The 20,434-nt window shown below is 65.5% G+C and carries 16 protein-coding genes; 8 read left to right on the top strand and 8 right to left on the bottom strand.

The window, feature by feature from the left end; genetic code table 11:
* Positions 1–179: 179 nt before the first annotated feature.
* Together BI327_RS31170 and BI327_RS31165 are read left to right on the top strand one after the other, a co-directional pair.
* On the top strand, positions 180–1,184 hold the full coding sequence (locus tag BI327_RS31170; protein ID WP_076865088.1) for an SPFH domain-containing protein: 1,005 nt from the start codon (positions 180–182) through the stop codon (positions 1,182–1,184).
* 172 nt (positions 1,185–1,356) lie between these two features.
* Positions 1,357–1,803 (top strand): NfeD family protein, encoded by a 447-nt coding sequence (locus tag BI327_RS31165; protein ID WP_076865087.1) that lies wholly within the window; start codon positions 1,357–1,359, stop codon positions 1,801–1,803.
* Positions 1,804–1,953: 150 nt separating this feature from the next.
* On the opposite strand, the gene BI327_RS31160 is transcribed toward BI327_RS31165, so the two are convergent.
* Entirely contained in the window at positions 1,954–2,280 is a 327-nt protein-coding gene (locus BI327_RS31160; RefSeq protein WP_076865086.1) for a winged helix-turn-helix transcriptional regulator, read from the bottom strand.
* A gap of 87 nt (positions 2,281–2,367) precedes the next feature.
* Between BI327_RS31160 and BI327_RS31155 the strand changes: the two genes are divergently transcribed.
* The gene (locus tag BI327_RS31155) at positions 2,368–2,907 is read left to right on the top strand and encodes a carboxymuconolactone decarboxylase family protein (RefSeq protein ID WP_076865085.1); all 540 of its coding nucleotides are present in this window, start codon (positions 2,368–2,370) and stop codon (positions 2,905–2,907) included.
* 51 nt (positions 2,908–2,958) lie between these two features.
* Here BI327_RS31155 and BI327_RS31150 read toward each other — a convergent pair whose 3' ends face one another.
* Positions 2,959–3,969 carry a KpsF/GutQ family sugar-phosphate isomerase gene (locus BI327_RS31150; RefSeq protein ID WP_076865084.1) on the bottom strand — a complete coding sequence of 337 codons (1,011 nt, stop codon included), beginning with the start codon at positions 3,967–3,969 and terminating at the stop codon, positions 2,959–2,961.
* 246 nt (positions 3,970–4,215) lie between these two features.
* Between BI327_RS31150 and BI327_RS31145 the strand changes: the two genes are divergently transcribed.
* Entirely contained in the window at positions 4,216–5,898 is a 1,683-nt protein-coding gene (locus BI327_RS31145; RefSeq protein ID WP_083742275.1) for an outer membrane beta-barrel protein, read from the top strand.
* Positions 5,899–6,021: 123 nt separating this feature from the next.
* Positions 6,022–6,465 (top strand): hypothetical protein, encoded by a 444-nt coding sequence (locus BI327_RS31140; RefSeq protein ID WP_143271719.1) that lies wholly within the window; start codon positions 6,022–6,024, stop codon positions 6,463–6,465.
* A 160-nt stretch (positions 6,466–6,625) separates the two neighbouring features.
* On the opposite strand, the gene BI327_RS31135 is transcribed toward BI327_RS31140, so the two are convergent.
* Together BI327_RS31135 and gltB are read right to left on the bottom strand one after the other, a co-directional pair.
* Complete coding sequence (locus tag BI327_RS31135) at positions 6,626–8,083, bottom strand: glutamate synthase subunit beta (RefSeq protein ID WP_076865081.1); 1,458 nt, start codon at positions 8,081–8,083, stop codon at positions 6,626–6,628.
* A gap of 135 nt (positions 8,084–8,218) precedes the next feature.
* Positions 8,219–12,970 carry a glutamate synthase large subunit gene (gene gltB / locus BI327_RS31130; protein WP_076865080.1) on the bottom strand — a complete coding sequence of 1,584 codons (4,752 nt, stop codon included), beginning with the start codon at positions 12,968–12,970 and terminating at the stop codon, positions 8,219–8,221.
* Positions 12,971–13,459: 489 nt separating this feature from the next.
* Between gltB and BI327_RS31125 the strand changes: the two genes are divergently transcribed.
* Entirely contained in the window at positions 13,460–14,284 is an 825-nt protein-coding gene (locus BI327_RS31125; protein WP_076865079.1) for a hypothetical protein, read from the top strand.
* Between the two features lie 170 nt (positions 14,285–14,454).
* Here the strand turns inward: BI327_RS31125 and BI327_RS31120 are convergent, their stop codons facing one another.
* Positions 14,455–14,928 carry an Hsp20 family protein gene (locus tag BI327_RS31120; RefSeq protein ID WP_024584810.1) on the bottom strand — a complete coding sequence of 158 codons (474 nt, stop codon included), beginning with the start codon at positions 14,926–14,928 and terminating at the stop codon, positions 14,455–14,457.
* A 219-nt stretch (positions 14,929–15,147) separates the two neighbouring features.
* Here BI327_RS31120 and BI327_RS31115 point away from each other — a divergent pair, with 219 nt between their 5' ends.
* Complete coding sequence (locus BI327_RS31115; protein WP_076865078.1) at positions 15,148–16,095, top strand: alpha/beta hydrolase; 948 nt, start codon at positions 15,148–15,150, stop codon at positions 16,093–16,095.
* Between the two features lie 42 nt (positions 16,096–16,137).
* Here BI327_RS31115 and BI327_RS31110 read toward each other — a convergent pair whose 3' ends face one another.
* On the bottom strand, positions 16,138–16,797 hold the full coding sequence (locus BI327_RS31110) for a hypothetical protein (protein WP_076865077.1): 660 nt from the start codon (positions 16,795–16,797) through the stop codon (positions 16,138–16,140).
* A gap of 60 nt (positions 16,798–16,857) precedes the next feature.
* Positions 16,858–18,657 (bottom strand): adenylate/guanylate cyclase domain-containing protein, encoded by a 1,800-nt coding sequence (locus BI327_RS31105; protein WP_076865076.1) that lies wholly within the window; start codon positions 18,655–18,657, stop codon positions 16,858–16,860.
* Positions 18,658–18,896: 239 nt separating this feature from the next.
* On the opposite strand from BI327_RS31105, the gene BI327_RS31100 reads away from it, so the two are divergent.
* A complete protein-coding gene (locus BI327_RS31100; protein ID WP_076865075.1) occupies positions 18,897–19,532 on the top strand; it encodes a LysE family translocator in 636 nt (211 codons plus the stop codon).
* 69 nt (positions 19,533–19,601) lie between these two features.
* On the opposite strand, the gene BI327_RS31095 is transcribed toward BI327_RS31100, so the two are convergent.
* Entirely contained in the window at positions 19,602–20,354 is a 753-nt protein-coding gene (locus BI327_RS31095; RefSeq protein ID WP_076865074.1) for a sulfite exporter TauE/SafE family protein, read from the bottom strand.
* Between the last annotated feature and the right edge of the window lie 80 nt (positions 20,355–20,434).

The following is a 20,434-nucleotide window of genomic DNA, read 5'->3' as shown; positions in this document are numbered from 1 at the left end:
GCTGAAGCTGATTGTTAACGATCAGTGACACCGGAGACTGCTATTCATCTCCATCTGGTAGTCTCACAGCAGCTTCCGATGTGCTAGGGAGACCGACAGCCGGCTGAACCGGCGCAGCGGTCCTGCCGACCAATGCACGACCGCGCCTGGCGACGGTCTCGCCGGCACTGGAGGACTTTATGACTGGTTTCGACGTTTTCGCGATCGCGCTCGTTCTTCTCGTCATCGTTACGCTGTTCGCCGGGATCAAGACCGTCCCGCAGGGTTATGACTGGACCATCGAGCGGTTCGGCAAATACACCCGCACGCTGTCGCCCGGCCTCAATCTGATCGTGCCGTATTTCGATCGCATCGGACGCAAGATCAACATGATGGAGCAGGTGATCAACATCCCCGAGCAGGAGGTGATCACCAAGGACAACGCCACCGTCACGGTGGACGGCGTCGCGTTCTACCAGGTGTTCGATGCGGCCAAAGCGAGCTACGAGGTCGCCAACCTGAACCAGGCGATCACCGTGCTGACCATGACCAACATCCGCTCGGTGATGGGCTCGATGGATCTGGACCAGGTGCTGTCGCATCGCGACGAAATCAACGAGCGGCTGCTGCGCGTGGTCGACGCCGCGGTGTCGCCCTGGGGCGTCAAGGTCAACCGCATCGAGATCAAGGACATCGTGCCGCCGGCCGACCTCGTCGAGGCGATGGGCCGGCAGATGAAGGCCGAGCGCGTCAAGCGCGCCGACATTTTGCAGGCCGAGGGCCAGCGGCAATCGGAAATCCTGCGCGCCGAGGGCGCCAAGCAGGGCCAGATCCTGCAGGCCGAGGGCCGCCGCGAGGCCGCCTTCCGCGACGCCGAGGCGCGCGAGCGGCTCGCCGAGGCCGAGGCCAAGGCGACCCAGATGGTGTCGGAGTCGATCGCCAAGGGCGACGTCGCCGCGCTGAACTACTTCATCGCCGACAAATACATCAAGGCGTTCGGCCAGCTCGCGGAGTCACCGAACCAGAAGGTCCTGATGCTGCCGATCGAAACCTCGAGCGTGCTGGGCTCGCTCGCCGGCATCGGCGAGATCGCTCGCGCCACCTTTGGCGAGAGCGCGGCGTCCGCCACGGCTGCGGCGCGGCGTGGCGGCTCGGTGCCGCCGGCCGGCCCGACGCCGCCACCGCCGGTGCCGTCGCAGCGGTAGAGATCGACGATGATCGGTGCCGCACACTCCCTGCACCTCTCCCCATGTGGGAGAGGTCGGATCGCGTCAGCGATCCGGGTGAGGGGTCTCTCTCCGCGGAGGGACTGCTAACCCTCAACCCCAATCCCTCTCCCACAAGGGGAGAGGGGCTTTTGACTGTTGAGAGGTCGTCATGGCCGAGATGTTTTCGACATTGGGTACCTGGAACTGGCTGATCTTCGGCGTCATCCTGATGGCGCTGGAGCTTGCGGCGCCCGGGGTGTTCCTGTTCTGGCTCGGGCTCGCGGCGCTCTTGGTCGGCCTGCTGTCGTTCGTCTTCACGCCGTCCTGGCAGATGCAGCTTTTGATGTTCGCGGTGTTCGCCGCGCTGGCGGTGCCGGCCTGGCGGCATTTCGCCAGGGGCGCGACCGCCGCAAGCAAATCCAATCCGTTCCTCAACCGCCGCAACGAAGCCCTGGTCGGCCGCGAATTCACGCTGGAGAAGCCGATCGTCGACGGCTCCGGCACGGTGCGGATCGACGACACGGTCTGGCGCGTCGCCGGCCCCGATGCGCCGGCCGGCAGCCGGGTGAAGGTGGTCCGAGCCGACGGCGCCAGCCTGACGGTGGCCGCGGTCTAGCGCTCATCTCTTGTCGTCCCTGCGTTCGCAGGAACGACAGCGAGTTTGTTGCTGCTTTTCAATCATACTCGTTCTCACGATATGAATCGTCCGAGGTTTTCTGGCGTCTTCACCCCAACCCTCCCCTAAAGAACGGTGAGAGAGGGAGGATCAACGCTTGCTCCACCGCTCCGCGAAACGATTGAGCGGCGTGAAGGTCTGGAACAGCTCCCGTCCGAGCGCGGTGAGGCCATAACCATCCTCCGTCAGCTCGATGAAGCCGGCCTCGCGCAGCTCGGTCAATCGCGTCTGCAGGATGGTCGGTGAGGCTTCGTCGCAGGCGGTGCGGAGCGCGCGCGAGGTCAGCGCCCCCTCGCGCAGCTCCCAGACGATGCGAAGCGTCCAGCGCCGCCCCAGCAGATCGAGCAGCGCCATGATCGGGCGGCCGGACCGCGAGCCGCGGACGCCGGGTCTCGTCGCCGGAACCTGCTTCGGCATGTCGCTGCTCCCTCTCGAATCTCTCTTGCGTCATGCTACAGATATTGTAGCGTATCGCTACATTAAATGTAGCAACGAGATCAGCCCATGTCACGCATCGCGCCGCTCGATCCGCCTTATGCGGCGGACGTTCAACAGCATTTCGACCGCATCATGCGCGGCAAGCCGCCACTTGTGCTGTTCCGCACGATGGCGGCCCATCCGCGCGCCTGGGAGAAATTCCGCGGCGGGGGCTTGCTGGATCGCGGGCCGCTGCCGTTGCGGGCGCGCGAGATCGTGATCGACCGCACCTGCGCGCTCAACGCCTGCGAATATGAATGGGGCGTGCATGTCGCGGCGTTCGGCGCTGCCGCTGGGCTATCCGAGCGGCAGGTCCACGCCACCGTGCACGGTGCGGCCGATGCCGATTGCTGGTCGCCGGCCGAACAGGCGATGATCGCGGCGGTCGACGCGCTGCATGCCCGCGCGACGCTGAGCGAGCCGGAATACGCCGCGTTGTCGGCGCATTATGATGACGATCAGGTGCTGGAGATCATCCTGTTGTGCGGCTTCTACCGCACGGTCTCCTACCTCGCCAACGCGTTGGCCCTGCCGCTGGAGGCGACGGCGGCGCGGTTTCCGGGGTAATCGTCATTCCCCGATGCGCAATTGCGCAGCGGGGAATGACGCCGTGAAAGGTTACGCCACGCCTGCGCGCAGCAGGTCGTGCAGATGGATGATGCCGACCGGCTTCTTGGCGTCGGTCACGATCAGCGTCGTGATCTTCGAGGCGTTGAGCAGCTCGAGCGCTTCGCCGGCCAGCGTGTCGCGGTTGATCGTCTTCGGGGTCCTGGTCATGACCTCGTCGACGGAAAGCGTCAGCAAGTCGGGGCGCGTCAGCTGCCGGCGCAAGTCGCCGTCGGTGACGATGCCGGCGAGATGGCCATGGCGGTCGACGATGCCGACACAGCCAAAGCCCTTGGAGGTCATCTCGACCAGCGCATCCGACATCCTGGTGCCGAGCGGCTTCAGCGGCAACGCGTCGCCGCTGTGCATCAGGTCGCGGGCATATTTCAAGAGCGCGCCGAGCTTGCCGCCCGGATGCAGCACGCTGAAATCGGTCGAGGTGAAGCCGCGGCCCTCGAGCAGCGCGATCGCCAGCGCATCGCCGAGCGCCAGCATCATCAGCGAGGACGTGGTCGGCGCCAGATTGTGCGGGCAGGCCTCGCGGGCCTTCGGCAGCGTCAGCTGCACGTCGGCGGCCTTGCTCAGCGTCGAATCCTTGTCGGCGGTCATCGCGATCAGCGGAATGCCGAAGCGCGCGGCATAGGCGATCAGGTTGCGCATCTCCGGCTGCTCGCCGGACCATGACAGCGCCAGGATCACGTCGTCGACGGTGATCATGCCGAGATCGCCATGGCTCGCTTCCGCCGCGTGCACAAAGAACGCAGGCGTGCCGGTCGAGGCGAAGGTCGCCGCGATCTTGCGGCCGATATGGCCCGACTTGCCAAGCCCGGTCACGATCAGCCGCCCCTTGGCCTTGCCGATCAGTTCGGATGCCGCCGTGAACGGCGCGCCGAGGTCGGACTTGAGCGCAGCCGACAGCGCAGCGACGCCGCTGGCTTCGGCATCGAGGGTGCGGAGCGCCGACTGAACGGCGCCGTCATCGGGGCCGGATGATTTGGTCATCAGCGGTTTCGGTTTGGCCATTACGGATTCCAGGGGAGGGGTTTTGCACCCGGGCGTCTCCCTTAGCACGTTCGATTCCGCGATGCGACGCGCGGGCGCGGATCCTCAACGGCTCATTAACCATAATTGTTTTAACTCCATTAAGGACGTTTTCCGCCACCCGGTGGAATGCGTACGTCAAGCGCATGAATTCGTTGGAGTATTTCCATCGTGTGGCGGCGGCCAGCAAGCGGCCCAAATCGGCGCGGACGTTTCGTTCGCGTGGTTTTGCCATGCCTTGTGCTGACTGCGACCTCGGGGCTCGCCGCCGCCCAGACGGTGACGCCTGATCTGTTCAGCCCGAACCGGCAGAGCCAGGTGATCAACCCGGATTCGCCGCTGCGCCGGACCACGGCCGAAGCCCTCGATCCGCTCAACGGCCTGCGGTTGCCCGACGCCGATCCCGCCCGGCGTCCGTCTTCGTCGTCATCGACGTCAACCACGACGCGGATCGGACAGGTCCCGACCTATGGGCTGCCCGCCGCCAACGGTGCTGCGACGTCGGGCTATGACTCGCTGAACCGCAAGCGCGTGAAGCCGAAATATTATCCGGGCCAGGCCAAGCCGAAGCCGCCGCCGGGACCGGGCTCGCCGGTGCCCACGTCGCCGCCGCTGACCGCGGCCGGGCAGTTGCGGCTGTCGATCCCGCCGTCGGACACCGCCAACAAGCCGCCGCTGCCGCCGGCAATGGCCGGTACCATCGTCGGCCAGCCGCCGCGCAAGCGGCTCAAGATCGACGACGATCCGTTCGGCGCGGTCGGCGACTACGCCGGCTCGTTCATGGTCAAGACCGCGGTCGAGGTGATGGCCGGCTACGACACCAATCCGGGCCGGCTGAACTCGCCGCAGGGCAAGGCGTTCTACATGGTGGCGCCGGAATTCCTCGCGGTGTCGGACTGGGAGCGTCACGCCGTCGTCGCCGATCTGCGCGGCTCATTCACCGGTTATGGCTCCCAGCTGACGCCGATTGATGGCACGCCGCTGTCGGCGCCGCTCGATGTCGACCGCCCGAATTTCACCGGCCATATCGACGGCCGTCTCGATGTCTCCCGAGACACGCATCTGCTGGGACAGGCCCGTTTGCTGGTCTCGACCGACAATCCCGGCAGCCCGAACGTGCAGGCCGGCCTCGCCAGATATCCGATCTACACCACGGTCGGCGGCACTTTCGGCATCGACCAGAATTTCAACCGCATGCAGGTCTCGCTGGGTGGCACTGTCGACCGCACCGATTACCAATGGTCGAAGCTCACCGACGGCACCTCGTCGTCGAACGACGATCGCAACTTCACGCAATATGGCGGCGTCGGCCGCTTCAGCTATGAGCTGAACCCGGCCGTGAAGCCGTTCGTCGAGGTGGAGGGCGACAGCCGCTTCCACGATCTCTATCTCGACCGCAACGGCTACGCGCGCAATTCGTCGGGCGGTTATGCCAAGATCGGTACGTCGTTCGAGTTCACGCGGCTGCTGTTCGGCGAGATCTCGATCGGCTATGCGGCGCGCGACTATGTCGACCCGCGGCTCAGCCGGCTCGAAGGCCTGCTCACCACGGCATCGCTGACCTGGACCGCGACGCCGCTGACCACGGCCAAATTCTATTCCGACACCCAGCTCGGCGAGACCACGCTGCCCGGCACCTCCGGCGTGCTGTCGCGCACCTACACCGTCGAGGTCGACCACGACTTCCGCCGCTGGCTGACCGGCATCGGCAAGTTCACCTACGGCACGCTCGACTACCAGGGCGACAACCGCACCGACACGATCTACTCGGTGTCCGCCGATCTGATCTACAAGATGACCCGCAGCCTCTGGATCAAGGGCACCGTGCGCCGCGACTGGCTGGATTCGAACCAGCCGGGACAGAGCTCGGCATCGACGGTCGTGATGCTCGGCGTGCGGGTGCAGAACTAGTTCCCCCTCCCTTCCGCCGCCCGGACCGGACGTCGGCAGCGCCTTGTTGCCAACTTGTAATCCGCCGGTCTTGAACCAGGCCCGCGTCGGGACCCACCACTCTCTGCAGAGCTGGAGAGTGACATGAAACGCATCATCATCGTTGCCGCATTGCTAATGAGCGCAGTCGTTCAGGCCCACGCCGATCAACTCACGGTCAGGTGGTACGACACCATCAGGCCGCACGGACACAAGCGGCCGAATGCCGTCGGCATGGCCGCCGTGAGCGCCTGCAATCGGCGTCTGGGCGAACCGGATCAGGGTTATATTCCCGAGACCTTCAAGGATTGCATGCGCGGTTTCGGCTACCGCTTCATGTCCGACACGCTGAAGCGCAGTGGGCGGCCCGCGACCGTTTACAATCGCGACTCGCGGGACCCGTCGGTCGGTTGGCACACCGAGAACGGAATGCGGGTGTGCCACAACGATTGCGATAATCCGGAGATTCCCGGCTCCGGTGCCGTGTGCCGGAACGTCAACGTGATGGGTAAGACAATGCGGGAATGCGTGACACGGAGTTCGCTGTAGTTCCATCAGCCATCGGTCGTTATGCCCGGGGAGGCGGGGCATCCAGTACGCAGCGGCTTCTCCGTTTGATCTCTGACGTCTCTGGAATACTGGATCGCCCGCTTTCGCGGGCGATGACAGTTCAGTGTGTGGGTATGACTTGCCGAAACGGCCGGGGCACTTACCCCGGCAGGTCCGTCTTGCCCATCAGGAAGCTATCGATCGAGCGCGCGCACTGGCGGCCTTCGCGGATCGCCCAGACCACGAGCGACTGGCCGCGGCGCATGTCGCCGGCCGAGAAGATTTTTGCGCGCGAGGTCTGGTAGTCGTGCAGGGAGGCACGGACGTTGCCGCGCTGGTCGAGGTCGACGCCGAGCGTCTTGAGCAGGCCCTCGTGCACCGGATGCACGAAGCCCATCGCCAGCAGCACGAGTTCGGCGTCGAGCGTGAACTCGGTGCCGGGCAGCGGCTTGAACTTGTCGTCGACCTTGACGCAATGCAGCTTCGTGACCTTGCCGTCCTTGCCTTCGAACTTGGTGGTCAGCACGGCGTATTCGCGCACCGCGCCTTCGGCCTGGCTCGACGACGTCCGCATCTTCAGCGGCCAGTTCGGCCAGGTCACGCCCTTGTTCTCGTGCTCGGGCGGCGCCGGCATGATCTCGAGCTGGGTCACCGACTTCGCGCCCTGGCGGAACGAGGTGCCGATGCAGTCCGATCCGGTGTCGCCGCCGCCGATCACGACGACATGCTTGCCGCCAGCGAGGATGTCGGCGGCGCCGTTCAGCGGCTCACCGGAGACGCGGCGGTTCTGCTGCGGCAGGAAGTCCATCGCGAAGTGGATACCGGCGAGGTCGCGGCCGGGGATCGGCAGGTCGCGCGGGGCTTCCGCGCCCCCGGTCAGCGCCACCGCGTCATACTGCTTGGCGAGCTCCTGCGGATCGATCGCGCCGGGGGTGCTTCCGCCGACCGCCTTGCCGTAATGGAAGGTGACACCTTCGGCTTCCATCTGCGCCACGCGACGGTCGATGACGTTCTTTTCCATCTTGAAGTCGGGAATGCCGTAGCGGAGCAGGCCGCCGGCCTTGGCGAACTTCTCGTAGACATGCACCTCATGGCCGGCGCGCGCGAGCTGCTGCGCTGCGGCCATGCCGGCGGGGCCCGAGCCGATCACGGCGACCTTCTTGCCGGTTTTCTGGGGAGCGATTTCGGGCTTCAGCCAGCCATTGTCCCAGGCGCGATCGACGATCGCGCATTCGATCGTCTTGATGGTCACCGGGTTGTCGTCGATGTTCAGCGTGCAGGACGCCTCGCACGGCGCCGGGCAGATCCGGCCGGTGAACTCGGGGAAATTGTTGGTCGAGTGCAGGTTGCGCGAGGCTTCTTCCCAGTTGCCCTGATAGACGAGGTCGTTGAAATCGGGGATCTGGTTGTTGACCGGGCAGCCGGGCGTGCCCGGCGCGGTCGAACCGGTGCCGTGGCAATAGGGGATGCCGCAATTCATGCAGCGCGCGGCCTGATCGCGCGTGTCCTTCTCGCTCAGCGGAATGACGAACTCGTTGAAGTTCTTGAGCCGATCGGAGACCGGCTCGTACTTGCGGTCATGCCGCTCGATCTCGAGAAAACCTGTGATCTTACCCATTGAAACCCGATGCCCCTGCATCTCAGTTGTCCGTCGTTCCGGGCTGCGCCGCGGGGCGCAGACCCGAAGTCTCGAAGTGGTTTTGCGCAATTCCGGGGTCGCGCCTGGCGCGGCCCGGAATGACGCCTGGTGATATTACGCGCCGATCGCGATCTTCGGTTCGGCGTCGGCGTTGGCCTTCATTTCCTTCAGCGCGCGGCGGTACTCGACCGGCATCACCTTGCGGAACTTGGGCAGCCAGGCCTTCCAGTTGGCGAGGATCTCCGCCGCCTTCTTCGAGCCGGTCAGCTTGGCGTGGCGCGTGATCAGGACATGCAGGCGCTCCACGTCGGAGTCGAGCAGGTTCTGGAACACGTCGACCCGGCCATGCGCCTCGAGATCGCCGGAGTGGTGATAGGTGTCGGCGTTGATCATCTCCTCCGACAGCACCGGCTCGAGCTCGACCATCGACAGGTTGCAGAGCCTGTCGAAGTCGCCGGTCTCGTCCAGCACATAGGCGATGCCGCCGGACATGCCGGCCGCGAAGTTGCGCCCGGTCTTGCCGAGCACCACCACGATGCCGCCGGTCATGTATTCGCAGCAATGATCGCCGGCGCCTTCGACGACTGCGACCGCGCCGGAATTGCGCACCGCGAAGCGCTCGCCGGCGATGCCGCGGAAGTAGCACTCGCCCGCGATCGCGCCGTACATCACGGTGTTGCCGACGATGATCGATTCTTCCGGCACGATGCCGGATATCCTCGGCGGCTTGACGATGATGCAACCGCCCGAGAGTCCCTTGCCGACATAGTCGTTGCCTTCACCCTCGAGCTCGAAGGTGACGCCCTTGGCGAGCCAGGCGCCGAACGCCTGTCCCGCCGTGCCCTTCAGGCCGACATGGATGGTGTCGAGCGGCAGGCCGGCATGGCCGTAGATCTTGGCCACCGCGCCCGACAGCATCGCGCCCGCGGAACGGTCGGTGTTGTTGATCTCTTCCTCGATCTTGACCGGCGCGCCGCGATCGAGGGCAGCCTGCGCCTGCTCGATCAGCCGGCGGTCGAGCACGGCTTCCAGATGATGGTTCTGGCTCTCCGAGTGATAGATCGTCTGGCCCTTCTCCTCCTTCTGCCGCACGAACAGCTTGGAGAAATCGAGGCCCTTGGCCTTCCAGTGCGAGACCAGCGCGGTCTGGTCCAGCATCTGGACCTGGCCGACCATGTCGTCGAACTTCTTGAAGCCGAGCTGCGCCATGATCTCGCGCACTTCCTCGGCGACGAAGAAGAAGTAGTTGATGACGTGCTCGGGCTGGCCGGTGAAGCGCTTGCGCAGCACCGGGTCCTGGGTCGCGACGCCGACCGGGCAGGTGTTGAGATGGCACTTGCGCATCATGATGCAGCCCGCCGCAATCAGGGGCGCGGTGGCGAAGCCGAACTCGTCGGCGCCGAGCAGCGCGCCGATCACGACGTCACGGCCGGTGCGGAAGCCGCCGTCGACCTGCACCGCGATGCGGCTGCGCAGCCGCTGGCGCACCAGCGTCTGGTGGGTTTCGGCAAGTCCGATCTCCCACGGCGAGCCGGCATGCTTGATCGAGGTCAAGGGCGAAGCACCGGTGCCGCCCTCGAAGCCCGCGATGGTGACGTGGTCGGCGCGTGCCTTGGCGACGCCGGCGGCAACCGTGCCGACGCCGACTTCGGACACCAGCTTGACCGAGACTTGGCCGTCGGGATTGACGTTCTTGAGGTCGTAGATCAGCTGGGCGAGGTCTTCGATCGAGTAGATGTCGTGGTGCGGCGGCGGAGAGATCAGGCCGACGCCAGGCGTCGAATGCCGGACGCGCGCGATCGTCGCGTCGACCTTGTGGCCGGGCAGCTGGCCGCCTTCGCCGGGCTTGGCACCCTGCGCCATCTTGATCTGCATCATGTCGGAGTTGACGAGGTATTCCGTCGTCACGCCGAACCGGCCCGAGGCGACCTGCTTGATCGCCGAGCGCATCGAGTCGCCGTTGGGCAGCGGCTTGAAGCGGTCCGACTCTTCGCCGCCTTCGCCGGTGTTCGACTTGCCGCCGATCCGGTTCATCGCGATCGCGAGCGTGGTGTGCGCCTCGCGCGAGATCGAGCCGAACGACATCGCACCCGTCGAGAACCGCTTGACGATGTCCTTGGCCGGCTCGACGTCCTCGAGCTTGACCGGCTTGCGCTTGTCGTCCTCGGCGCTCTTGATCCGGAACAGGCCGCGCAGCGTCAAGAGACGCTCGGACTGCTCGTTGAGGATCTTGGCGAACGCGCGGTAGCGCTCCTGCGAATTGCCGCGCACGGCATGCTGCAGGGTCGAGACCGATTCCGCGGTCCAGGCATGGTCCTCGCCGCGGGTGCGGTAGGCATATTCGCCGCCGACATCGAGCGCGGTCTTGTAGATCTGGCCGTCACCGAACGCGTCGTTGTGGCGCCGCACCGTCTCCTCGGCGATCTCGCCGAGGCCGACGCCCTCGATGCGGGTGTGGGTGCCGGCGAAATACTTGGCGACGAAGTCCGCCTTGAGGCCGACTGCGTCGAAGATCTGCGCGCCGCAATAGGACTGGTAGGTCGAGATGCCCATCTTGGACATCACCTTGAGCAGGCCCTTGCCGATCGACTTGATGTAGCGCTTGACGATCTCGTAGTCGTCGAGCGCGCCGGGCAGGCGGTCCTTCATCGCGAGGATGGTTTCGAACGCGAGATAGGGGTTGATCGCTTCGGCGCCGTAGCCGGCGAGGCAGGCGAAGTGATGCACTTCGCGCGGCTCGCCGGATTCCACCACGAGGCCGACCGAGGTGCGCAGGCCGGTGCGGATCAGATGGTGATGCACGGCGGCGCAGGCCAGCAGCGACGGGATCGGGATCCGGTCGGTGCCGGTCATGCGGTCCGACAGGATGATGATGTTGATGCCCTCGCGCACCGCGCCCTCGGCGCGCGCGCAGAGTTCGTCGAGCACCTGCTCCATGCCCGCCGCGCCGAAGCCGGCGTGGAAGGTGGTGTCGAGCGTGCGCGACTTGAAATGGGTCTCGGCGACGTCGGAGATCGAGCGGATCTTCTCCAGATCCGCGTCGGTCAGGATCGGCTGCCGCACCTCGAGGCGCTTGGTCGAGGCGACGCCCTGCAGGTCGAACAGGTTCGGCCGCGGCCCGATGATCGATACGAGGCTCATGACGATTTCCTCGCGGATCGGATCGATCGGCGGGTTGGTCACCTGCGCGAAGTTCTGCTTGAAGTAGGTGAACAGCTGCTTCGGCTTGTCCGACAGCGCCGAGATCGGCGTGTCGTTGCCCATCGAGCCCGCGGCTTCCTCGCCGGTCGACGCCATCGGCGTCATCAGGATGTTGATGTCTTCCTGGCTGTAGCCGAACGCCTGCTGCCGATCGAGCAGCGGCAGGTTGGAGCGCACGCCCTTGGCCGCCGCATCCGGCAGCTCCTCGAGCTGGATCTGGGTGCGATGCAGCCAGTCGCTGTAGGGGTGGCTCTTGGCGAGGTCGGCCTTGATCTCGTCGTCGGGAATCAGGCGGCCCTGCTCGAGGTCGACGAGCAGCATCTTGCCGGGTTGCAGCCGCCACTTGGTGACGATCTGGTCCTCCGGAATCTTCAGCACGCCCATTTCGGACGCCATCACGATGCGGTCGTCCTTGGTGACGAGATAGCGCGCCGGGCGCAGGCCGTTGCGGTCGAGCGTGGCGCCGATCTTGCGGCCGTCGGTGAAGGCGATCGCGGCCGGGCCGTCCCACGGCTCCATCAGCGCGGCATGATATTCGTAGAAGGCGCGGCGCTGCTCATCCATCAGCGGATTGCCGGCCCACGCTTCCGGAATCATCATCATCACGGCATGCGGCAGCGAGTAACCGCCCTGCACCAGGAATTCGAGCGCGTTGTCGAAGCAGGCGGTGTCGCTCTGGCCTTCATAGGAGATCGGCCAGAGCCGGCTGATGTCCTTGCCGTAGAGCTCCGAATGCACCGAGGCCTGCCGCGCCGCCATCCAGTTGACGTTGCCGCGCAGCGTGTTGATTTCGCCGTTATGGGCGATCATCCGGTAGGGATGCGCCAGCGACCAGGTCGGGAAGGTGTTGGTCGAGAAGCGCTGATGCACCAGTGCCAGCGCGCTGTCGAAGTCGGCTTCATGCAGGTCGGGATAGTACTTGCCGAGCTGGTCGGCCAGGAACATGCCCTTGTAGATCACGGTGCGGCACGAGAACGAGCACGGGTAATAGCCCGCCATGCCGCGGTCGCGGCGCTGATAGATCGCCTGCGAGATCGACTTGCGCAGGATATAGAGCCGGCGCTCGAAATCGTCCTCGCTCTTGGCCCCGCCGTTGCGGCCGATGAAGACCTGCATGTGGTAGGGCTCGGTCGGCTTCACGGTGACGCCGAGCGAGGAGTTGTCGCTCGGCACGTCGCGCCAGCCGAGCAGCTTGAAGCCCTCGTTCTTGATCTCGTCGGCGATGATGCTCTTGATCACGTTCCGCCACGCGGCATCGCGCGGCATGAACAGCGCGCCGATGGCGTATTCGCCGGGCTGCGGCAGCTTGAAGCCGAGCTCCGCGGTCTTGCGCACGAAGAAGGCGTGCGGGATCTGCACCAGGATGCCGGCGCCGTCACCGGCGCGCGGGTCGGCGCCGACCGCGCCGCGATGCTCGAGATTGCACAGGATGCTCAGCGCGTCGGAGACGATCTGGTGCGACTTCTGGCCCTTGATGTTGGCGATGAAGCCGACGCCGCAGGAATCCTTTTCCAGGCTCAGATCGTAGAGGCCTTCGGCCTCAGGGCGCCAGGTATGGAGCTCAGGAGTATGGAGCTCACGCGCGGGTTCGGCGGCTTTCGAGTCCGCGGTCGCCGACAGCGTTCCTGCCACGATGTTTTCGCGCTCGAATTCCGACCCGCTCATGTGTCCTCTCCCTTGCGTAAGGGGCCTCACCGTATTTGGCGCACCTTGGACGTTGCGGCACCCACCGGGCCACCGCTCGTCCGCCGCGAGCCGCATTTTCCTAAATTCAGACGACGGGCGTTTCAACGTCCCCTAGGGGACGGCCCTGCCTGCAGCATTCTCGGAGCTCGGGGCGCCGAGGTCCTCCTCGCGAAGGTTCTCGTTGCAATCCCTATGCCGGGATGGCCTCGAAATTGAGACAGCTTTACTGTCCTAACTTCGACCTTGCCAAATTTTTGTCTATCACACAAGCGCGAGGAAGTCCTCGCCCGCATGCTTGGATCGAACGGCTCGGCGGGCTGCGCGGCGCCCCCGATTCGAAGCAAACACGCCGTGATCTGGCCCAAGGAGCGACCAAGGACCGCCGAATTTGAAACTGAAGTTTTGCCCCGGGCAAGCCGGCAAGAGAGCGGGAACGCTCCCAGGGCGGGGCAGACAGGAGTTACGGCGATGAAGTTGTTCACAGGTTCGGTTGCAGCCGCCGCCCTCGCGCTCAGCGCAGCCTCGGCCCAGGCCCAGCTGGCGACGTCCGCCCGGATCAGCAGCCCGGCTTTCGTCAGGGTGTCCGACATGGACGGACCCTACGCCGCCATGCCCGAGGTTCCGCCGCCGCCGCGGTTTGGCCGGGTCCCGAGCCTGTTGCCGCCGGTCGAGGTCTACACCGTGCTGCGCGAGAACGGCTATCTGCCGCTCGGCGCGCCCCAGCAGCGCGGCTTCGTCTACACGATCTCGGTGATCGACCGGGGCGGCGACGATGGCCGGCTGGTGATCGACGCCCGCGACGGGCACATCATCCGTTTCACCCCGGCCTACCGGCTCGGCGACAATTACGAGGAGGAGATGAGCGCGACCTACGGCCCGGTCGGGCCGATGCCGCGGCCGATCCAGGCGAGGGTGCCGCGGCCGCCGGCCCCGATCCCCCATGTCGCAAGCCGCGTGCCGGTGCCGAAGCGGAGCCCGCTCTCGGCCAAATCTGCACAAGGTCTGGCACCGGCTCCGGCCCCGGCCACCCAGGCCGCCGCTCCGACGACCCCTGCTGCGGCAGTTCAGGCTGCCGTCCCGCCGACCGCCGCGTCGCCCACCCAGGCGGCAGCCCCCGCGCCGGCCGAGCAGACCGCAGGGGCACCGAAGCCGGCCGAGACCCAAGCGGCCGCGCCACAGCCCGTTCAGCGGGCCGAGGTCCCGACCGTGGGGCAGGCCGCTCCAGCGCCGGCGGCGCCTGCGCCTGCGCTCCTGCCGACGCAGGAGATGCCGAAGGTACAGGGATTGGAGTGAGGTCCGTAGCCCGGATGGAGCGCAGCGAAATCCGGGAATCTCTCCTGACCGGCAGTACGGCCCCCGGATTGCGCTTCGCTCCATCCGGGCTACGAAGCCCACAAAAAACGCCCCGGTTTCCCGGGGCGTTTTCGCGTGCAGCCAATATCTGCTGACGCGGGGGGCGTTCCTTAGGCCGCGACCTTCGCCGAGCCGTCAACCACCTGCGGGGCCTTCTCGCCGCCGCCGATCGGAATACTGCGGGGCTTCTTGGCCTCGGGAATCTCGCGCACGAGATCGACGTGGAGCAGGCCGTTCTCGAGCGAGGCGTTCTTCACCTGCACGAAGTCGGCAAGCTGGAAGACGCGCTCGAAGGCGCGGGAGGCGATGCCGCGATAGAGTACTTCGGAGCCGTTGCCGGAGTTCTCGTTGGCGGATTTCTCGCCCTTGATCGTCAGCGTGTTCTCCTTTGCGACGATCGAAAGCTCGGCCTGCGAGAAGCCGGAGACCGCAACGCTGATCCGGTACGCATTCTCGCCGGTGCGCTCGATGTTGTAGGGGGGATAGCCGGGGCTGCCGTCCGAGGTCACCTGATCGAGCAGGTTGAAGAGGCGGTCGAAGCCGACGGTGGAACGGTAGAACGGAGTGAGGTCGTAGCTACGCATAGGGTAGTCCTCCAATGAGCGACTGTTTCAGTTACCCGCCCGCCATCGGGCCGGGCTTAGATGTGTGCAGCCTCGTGTTCCGGGTCCGAAACACTGGTAGCGGCCTGTACTGAGGTGATATGGGAGGGGTCATGTCGCGTTCAAGAGGCGGAAGCCGCGTCGCTTTTTTGGCGCAGGCGCCCTTGGTCTCCATCCTGTCTCACCAGTCCGGTCTCCTTCATGACGCTCGTCTCGATTCCCGCCAATCCGGTTCCGGACGACGTTGTCAGTGGCACCATCAAGACATCCGACGGCGCCGAGCTGCGCTTTGCGCGCTGGGCGCCGCCGCGCGGCCGCAAGGGTACCGTTTGTGTGTTCGGCGGCCGCGGCGAGATGATCGAGAAGTATTTCGAGACGGTGCGCGATCTGCGCGACCGCGGCTTTGCCGTGGCGATGATCGATTGGCGCGGGCAAGGTCATTCCTCGCGCCGGCTGCGCGATCCCCGCAAGGGCTATGTGCGCGACTTCGCCGACTACGAGATCGACGTCGAAGCCTTCGTGCAGCAGGTGGTGCTGCCGGATTGCCCGCCGCCCTATTTCGCGCTGGCGCATTCGATGGGCGGTGCGGTCATGCTGCGGGTCGCGCATGCCGGCAAGCGCTGGTTCGACCGTATGGTGCTGTCGGCGCCGATGATCGACCTGCCGCGCAAGCGCGTCTCGTTCTTTCCGAGCGCGCTGCTTCGGATCATGCGTTGGACCGGGCAGGGCGGCAACTACGTGCCGGGCGGCAGCAGCGAACTGGTGGGTCTTGCGCCCTTCATCGGCAATCCCGTGACCAGCGATCCGGTGCGCCACGCCCGCAACGCCGCGATCCTGGACGAAGACCCGACGCTCGGCATCGCGGCGCCGACGATCGCCTGGGCCGACACCGCGTTCACCGCGATGCGCACCTTCCGCGGCATGTCATATCCGTCCGAAATCCGGCAGCCGATCCTGATGCTGGCGGCGAGCAATGACGAGGTGGTGTCGACGGCCGCGATCGAGGAGTTTGCGTATCATTTGCGCGCCGGCTCGCATCTGGTGATCGCCGGCTCCAAGCACGAGATCCTGCAGGAGCAGGATCGCTACCGCGGGCAATTCTGGGCGGCGTTCGACGCCTTCGTGCCGGGCACGCCGCTGTTCAAGTAAACAGGTATTAGCGCGAACCCCATTCCTCAAAAGGATTTGGGCTCAGCCGTTGAGCAGCGCGACGATGCGGTCCGGAAAACGCTTCTCGACGAACAGCGTCCTGACCTCGGCGACGCTGAGATAGCGGTCCTTGCCTTCGCCCTTGCCCATGATGTCGAGCAGCACCGGCCACTCGCCGAGCATCAGAAGCGGATAATAGCAGTGCAGGATGCCGTAGGACGGCGGATGCTCGTCCTTGGCGCGCTGGAAGTTTGCCGCCATGAAGGTCTTGATTTCGGCGGCCGACAGCCCGCGTTCGACGCTGCCGTCGGGCGCCTTGTAGTCCTGGCCGAAGGTCGCAAGCCGCGCGATCTCGTCCTCGTGCACCACCGCATGCTGGTCGAGGATGCGCGAGCCGGCGCCGTGCTTGTCGAGCGGGCCGTTGCGCAATTCGTCGAGGATCGCGCCCTGCAACAGGCTGCGCACCAGGCTGAACGGACCGATCCCGTTGGCCATCTGCGCGACCATGAAGATCTTCGCCCGCGCGGAGAACCCCTCGAACCCCGTCTTGCCGGTGGCGCGCCCGATCGTCCCGGTCAGTTCCGGCAACGGCACGAGATGCCCGCCGACATAGTTGCCGGCGACCAGTGCGCGCAGGAACGGGCAGGGATTGTTCTCGGAAATCTGCGGGGCGGGCGCCTCGCTTGCAGCCGTATCGGACATCAAACCACATCCTGAAAAGCTTCAGCTTAGAAAGCATCCATTACCGGTGGATGAATTCGCTCAGGAGTCGACGGCGAATTTCGATGAGGATGCAACCAGAGCGAGTTTGCCGAAGGGGAGGCCGGCTTTCAAGAGGCCGTCGCGGTAATGCGCGATGTCGGCGGGGTTCTTCCAGTGGAAATTGCGCAGGTGCCGTTCGACCGTCAGTTCGGGATGGTTGGCGAGCAGCGCCTCGGCGGCCTGCGCGGCCTCGTCGGCGCGGCCGAGCTGGGCGAGCGCCGCGGTGCGCACCGCAAGGCACTGCAGGTGGTTCGGGTTGAGATAGAGTCCCTCGCGCGACCACGACAGCGACGCGTCGTATTGCCCGAGCAGATAATGGCTGAAGGCGTTCAGCGCGGCCCATTGGTAGCGCGGATCGCTGTTGCCGCGCTGGACTGCCGTCGAGAACAATTCGACCGCCTGACGGTGATCGCCGATCACCATGTGGCAGATGCCGAGCACGCCGCGCGCGCCCATGTCGTAGGGGTTGAGCTCGATCGCCCGCTTGATGGCGTCCATCGCGGCTTCGTAGTGGCCCTGCATCGCGTGCAGATAGGCCAGCAGCGAGAATGCGAACGAGGAGCGCGGGTCGAGCCGCACGCTGCTCTCGGCCAGGCTGACCGACGAGGCCCACAGGTCGCGCGTGCTCGGGATCCAGCCGAACTGCACGCTCTGGATCTGGATCAGCGCGAGATAGGCCCGCGCGATCGACAGCGCGGGATCGAGCTCGATCGCCTCCTTGAACAGTGCGATGGCGGTTTCGCAATCGTCCTTGGTCTGGTGATAGTAGTGCGACAGACCCTTGAGGAAGCGGTCCCACGCCGTCAGCTCGGAGTTCGGCGAGCGCGCCGGCGCCGAGGCCTCGGCGCGGTAAATCTCCTGCGCGACGGCGGCGGAGAGGTTCGCAGTGATCTCGTCCTGCATCGCGAACAGGTCGCCCATGTCGCGGTCGTAGCGGCCGGTCCACAGCTGCTCGCCCTTCTCGGGCGCGATCAGCTCGGCGGTGACGCGGATCTTGTTGCCGGCGCGGCGCACCGAGCCCTGGATCAGATAGGTCGCGTCGATCTCGCGCGCGATCAAACGCGTCGAGAGGTTCTTGCCCTTGTAGGCGAAGGTCGAGTTGCGGCTCAGCACCCGGTAGAAGGATTGCAGCGACAGCGCGTGGATCAGGTCCTCGGTCAGGCCGTCCGAGAAATATTCGTCGGCGCTGCCGCTCAGATTGTCGAACGGCAGCACGCCGACGATCGCGGTCCGGTATTGCCCCGGCAGATGCGGCCCGTCCTCCGGGACCTGCTCCTGCTTGTCGGAGCCGGCCGGCGCCCAGGTCCAGACATTGACCGGCTCGGTGATGTTCTTGAAGCGGTGCGGACCGGCATCGACCAGGCTGACGGCAAGCCGCCGCCCGGCCTCGGTGCGGGCCTTGTCCGATACCGCGATGCCGCCGGGCACCGCGACCGTCTCGAGCCGGACGGCGATGTTGACGTCGTCGCCGAACACCTCGTCCTCGTCGGCCATGACGTCGCCCATGTGGACGCCCATCCGGAAATGCATGGCGCGGTCGGCCGGCAGATGTTCGTTGCGCTCGGCCATCAGGGTCTGCATCGCAACGGCGGCTTCGATCGCGCCGATGATGCTGGGGAATTCCAAGAGGAAGCCATCGCCGGTGTTTTTGACGATTCGGCCGCCATGGTTGAGGATGATGGGGTAGATCGCGCTGCGGTGCGCCTTGAACGAGGCATGCGTCCCCGCCTCGTCGACCCCCATCATGCGGGAATAGCCGGCGATATCAGCGCAAAGAATGGCAGCGAGCCGTCTTTCCATGTCTCCTGTGCCCTGGAATGGCCACCTAGCCAATGTGACCGAATCCGATACTTACAAGACAGGCCGGGTCCGGCGGAAGCTCGGTTTGCAGGCACCTATAATGCATAGTAGCAGGAATTGGCATGCGACCAACGGATCGTAGAGCCGTTTCTCTACTGAATTCGTGTGTCGCTGGGATGGCGCAGGTCTGGCTGATGGTCCTTTCCGGACGGTTACTTACATAGGTTAATGTCGCTGACATGCTGGGAATTCACGAACTTTGGCTCTTCGTCCTGTCCGGCCTGCTGCTCAACATCACGCCGGGGCCGGATACCGCCTATATCATTGGGCGCACGATTCAGCTCGGATGGCGCGGCGGCGCCGCTGCGGCAATCGGTATCAGCTGCGGCTGCCTGGTTCACGTGATGGGTGCGGCGATCGGACTGTCGGCGTTGCTGATGGCGTCCTCGACCGCCTTCCTCGCCGTCAAGCTGATCGGCGCGGCCTATCTGGTGCTGACCGGCCTGCAGATGCTGCTGACGCGCGCCAAGCCGATTGCCGAGATCGCGGGGCAGGGCGATACGACCTCGATCTCGCGCGTGTTCTGGCAGGGCGCGCTGACCAATATCCTCAATCCCAAGGTGGCGCTGTTCTTCCTGGCGTTCCTGCCGCAATTCGTGGCGGCGGACTCAGCCCACAAGGCCCTGGCCTTCCTTGTGCTCGGGCTGATCTTCATCACCTGCGGCACGCTGTGGTGCCTCGGTCTCGCGGCCTTTGCGGCGCGGGCTGCCAGCCGCATCCGGCAATCGGCCGGCGTGATCGCCTGGATCAATCGCTCGCTCGGCGCGCTCTTCATCTATCTCGGCGTTCGCGTCGCGATGCTGGAAGCGCGCTAGCTTTTACTGGAGCGTTTTCGAGCGAAGTGGCCAACCGGTTCGCGTGAAGAAAACGCGTCAAACAAAAATCTAGCCGTGGATCTTGAGCAGCGCGCTGCCGGCGAGATAGATACCGAGCAGGATCATCGAGATCAGGAACCAGCGGCGGAAGACATCGGGCTGCATCCGTGTGCGGACCGCCTGGCCGATGAACATGCCGGTGAACGATGCCACCATCGCGACCGCGCCGGGCAGCGCGGTGGCCGCCGTCAGCAGGCCCGAGGCCGTGAGGTTGAAGGCAAGTGCCAGGGTCGCGGTGGTGAAGAAGACGCCGAGCGCCTGCACCAGTTCGTCCCTCTCCATGCCGATCGCCTGCATGAACGGCATCGAGGGGATGACCTGAACGCCGGTTGCGGCCGAGATCAGTCCGGTGATGACGCCGACGATGCCGCCGACCCATTTCTCGTCGCGCCGCGCGACCTTGAAGTTGAACCTGCTCAGGCCGACGATCGCGTAGATCACCAGCAGCACGCCGAGCACGACGGTGCCGTAGGCCGCGTAAGGCCCGGTCAAGAGTCCGGCATTGATCCAGATCCCGGCGACGGTGCCGAGCATCAGCGGCCACAGCCGCTTGAGGATGTCGCGCAGATAGGGGCCGACGAAGGTCTGCCAGATATTGGTGACGATCGCCGGCACGATCACGATCGCAATCGCCTGGCCCGGCGCCATCGTGGTTGCGAGCAGCCCCATCGCGACCGTCGGCAGACCGAGGCCGAGTGTGCCCTTGACGAAGCCGGCGAGCAGGAAGGCGAAGGCGATGAAGATCAGGAGATGGTCGAGCATGGCTGCACATTGACCGATCGATGCGTTCGGCACAATCTGGAGGTTACGGAGTTAGCCTTCGGGTTGCCCGAAGGTATGGG

Origin of the sequence: Bradyrhizobium mercantei (assembly GCF_001982635.1) — a bacterium.
Classification (GTDB): Bacteria; Pseudomonadota; Alphaproteobacteria; order Rhizobiales; family Xanthobacteraceae; genus Bradyrhizobium; species Bradyrhizobium mercantei.
The sequence above is the reverse complement of the archived record's forward strand: the minus strand, read 5'-3'. Positions and strand labels throughout refer to the sequence as shown.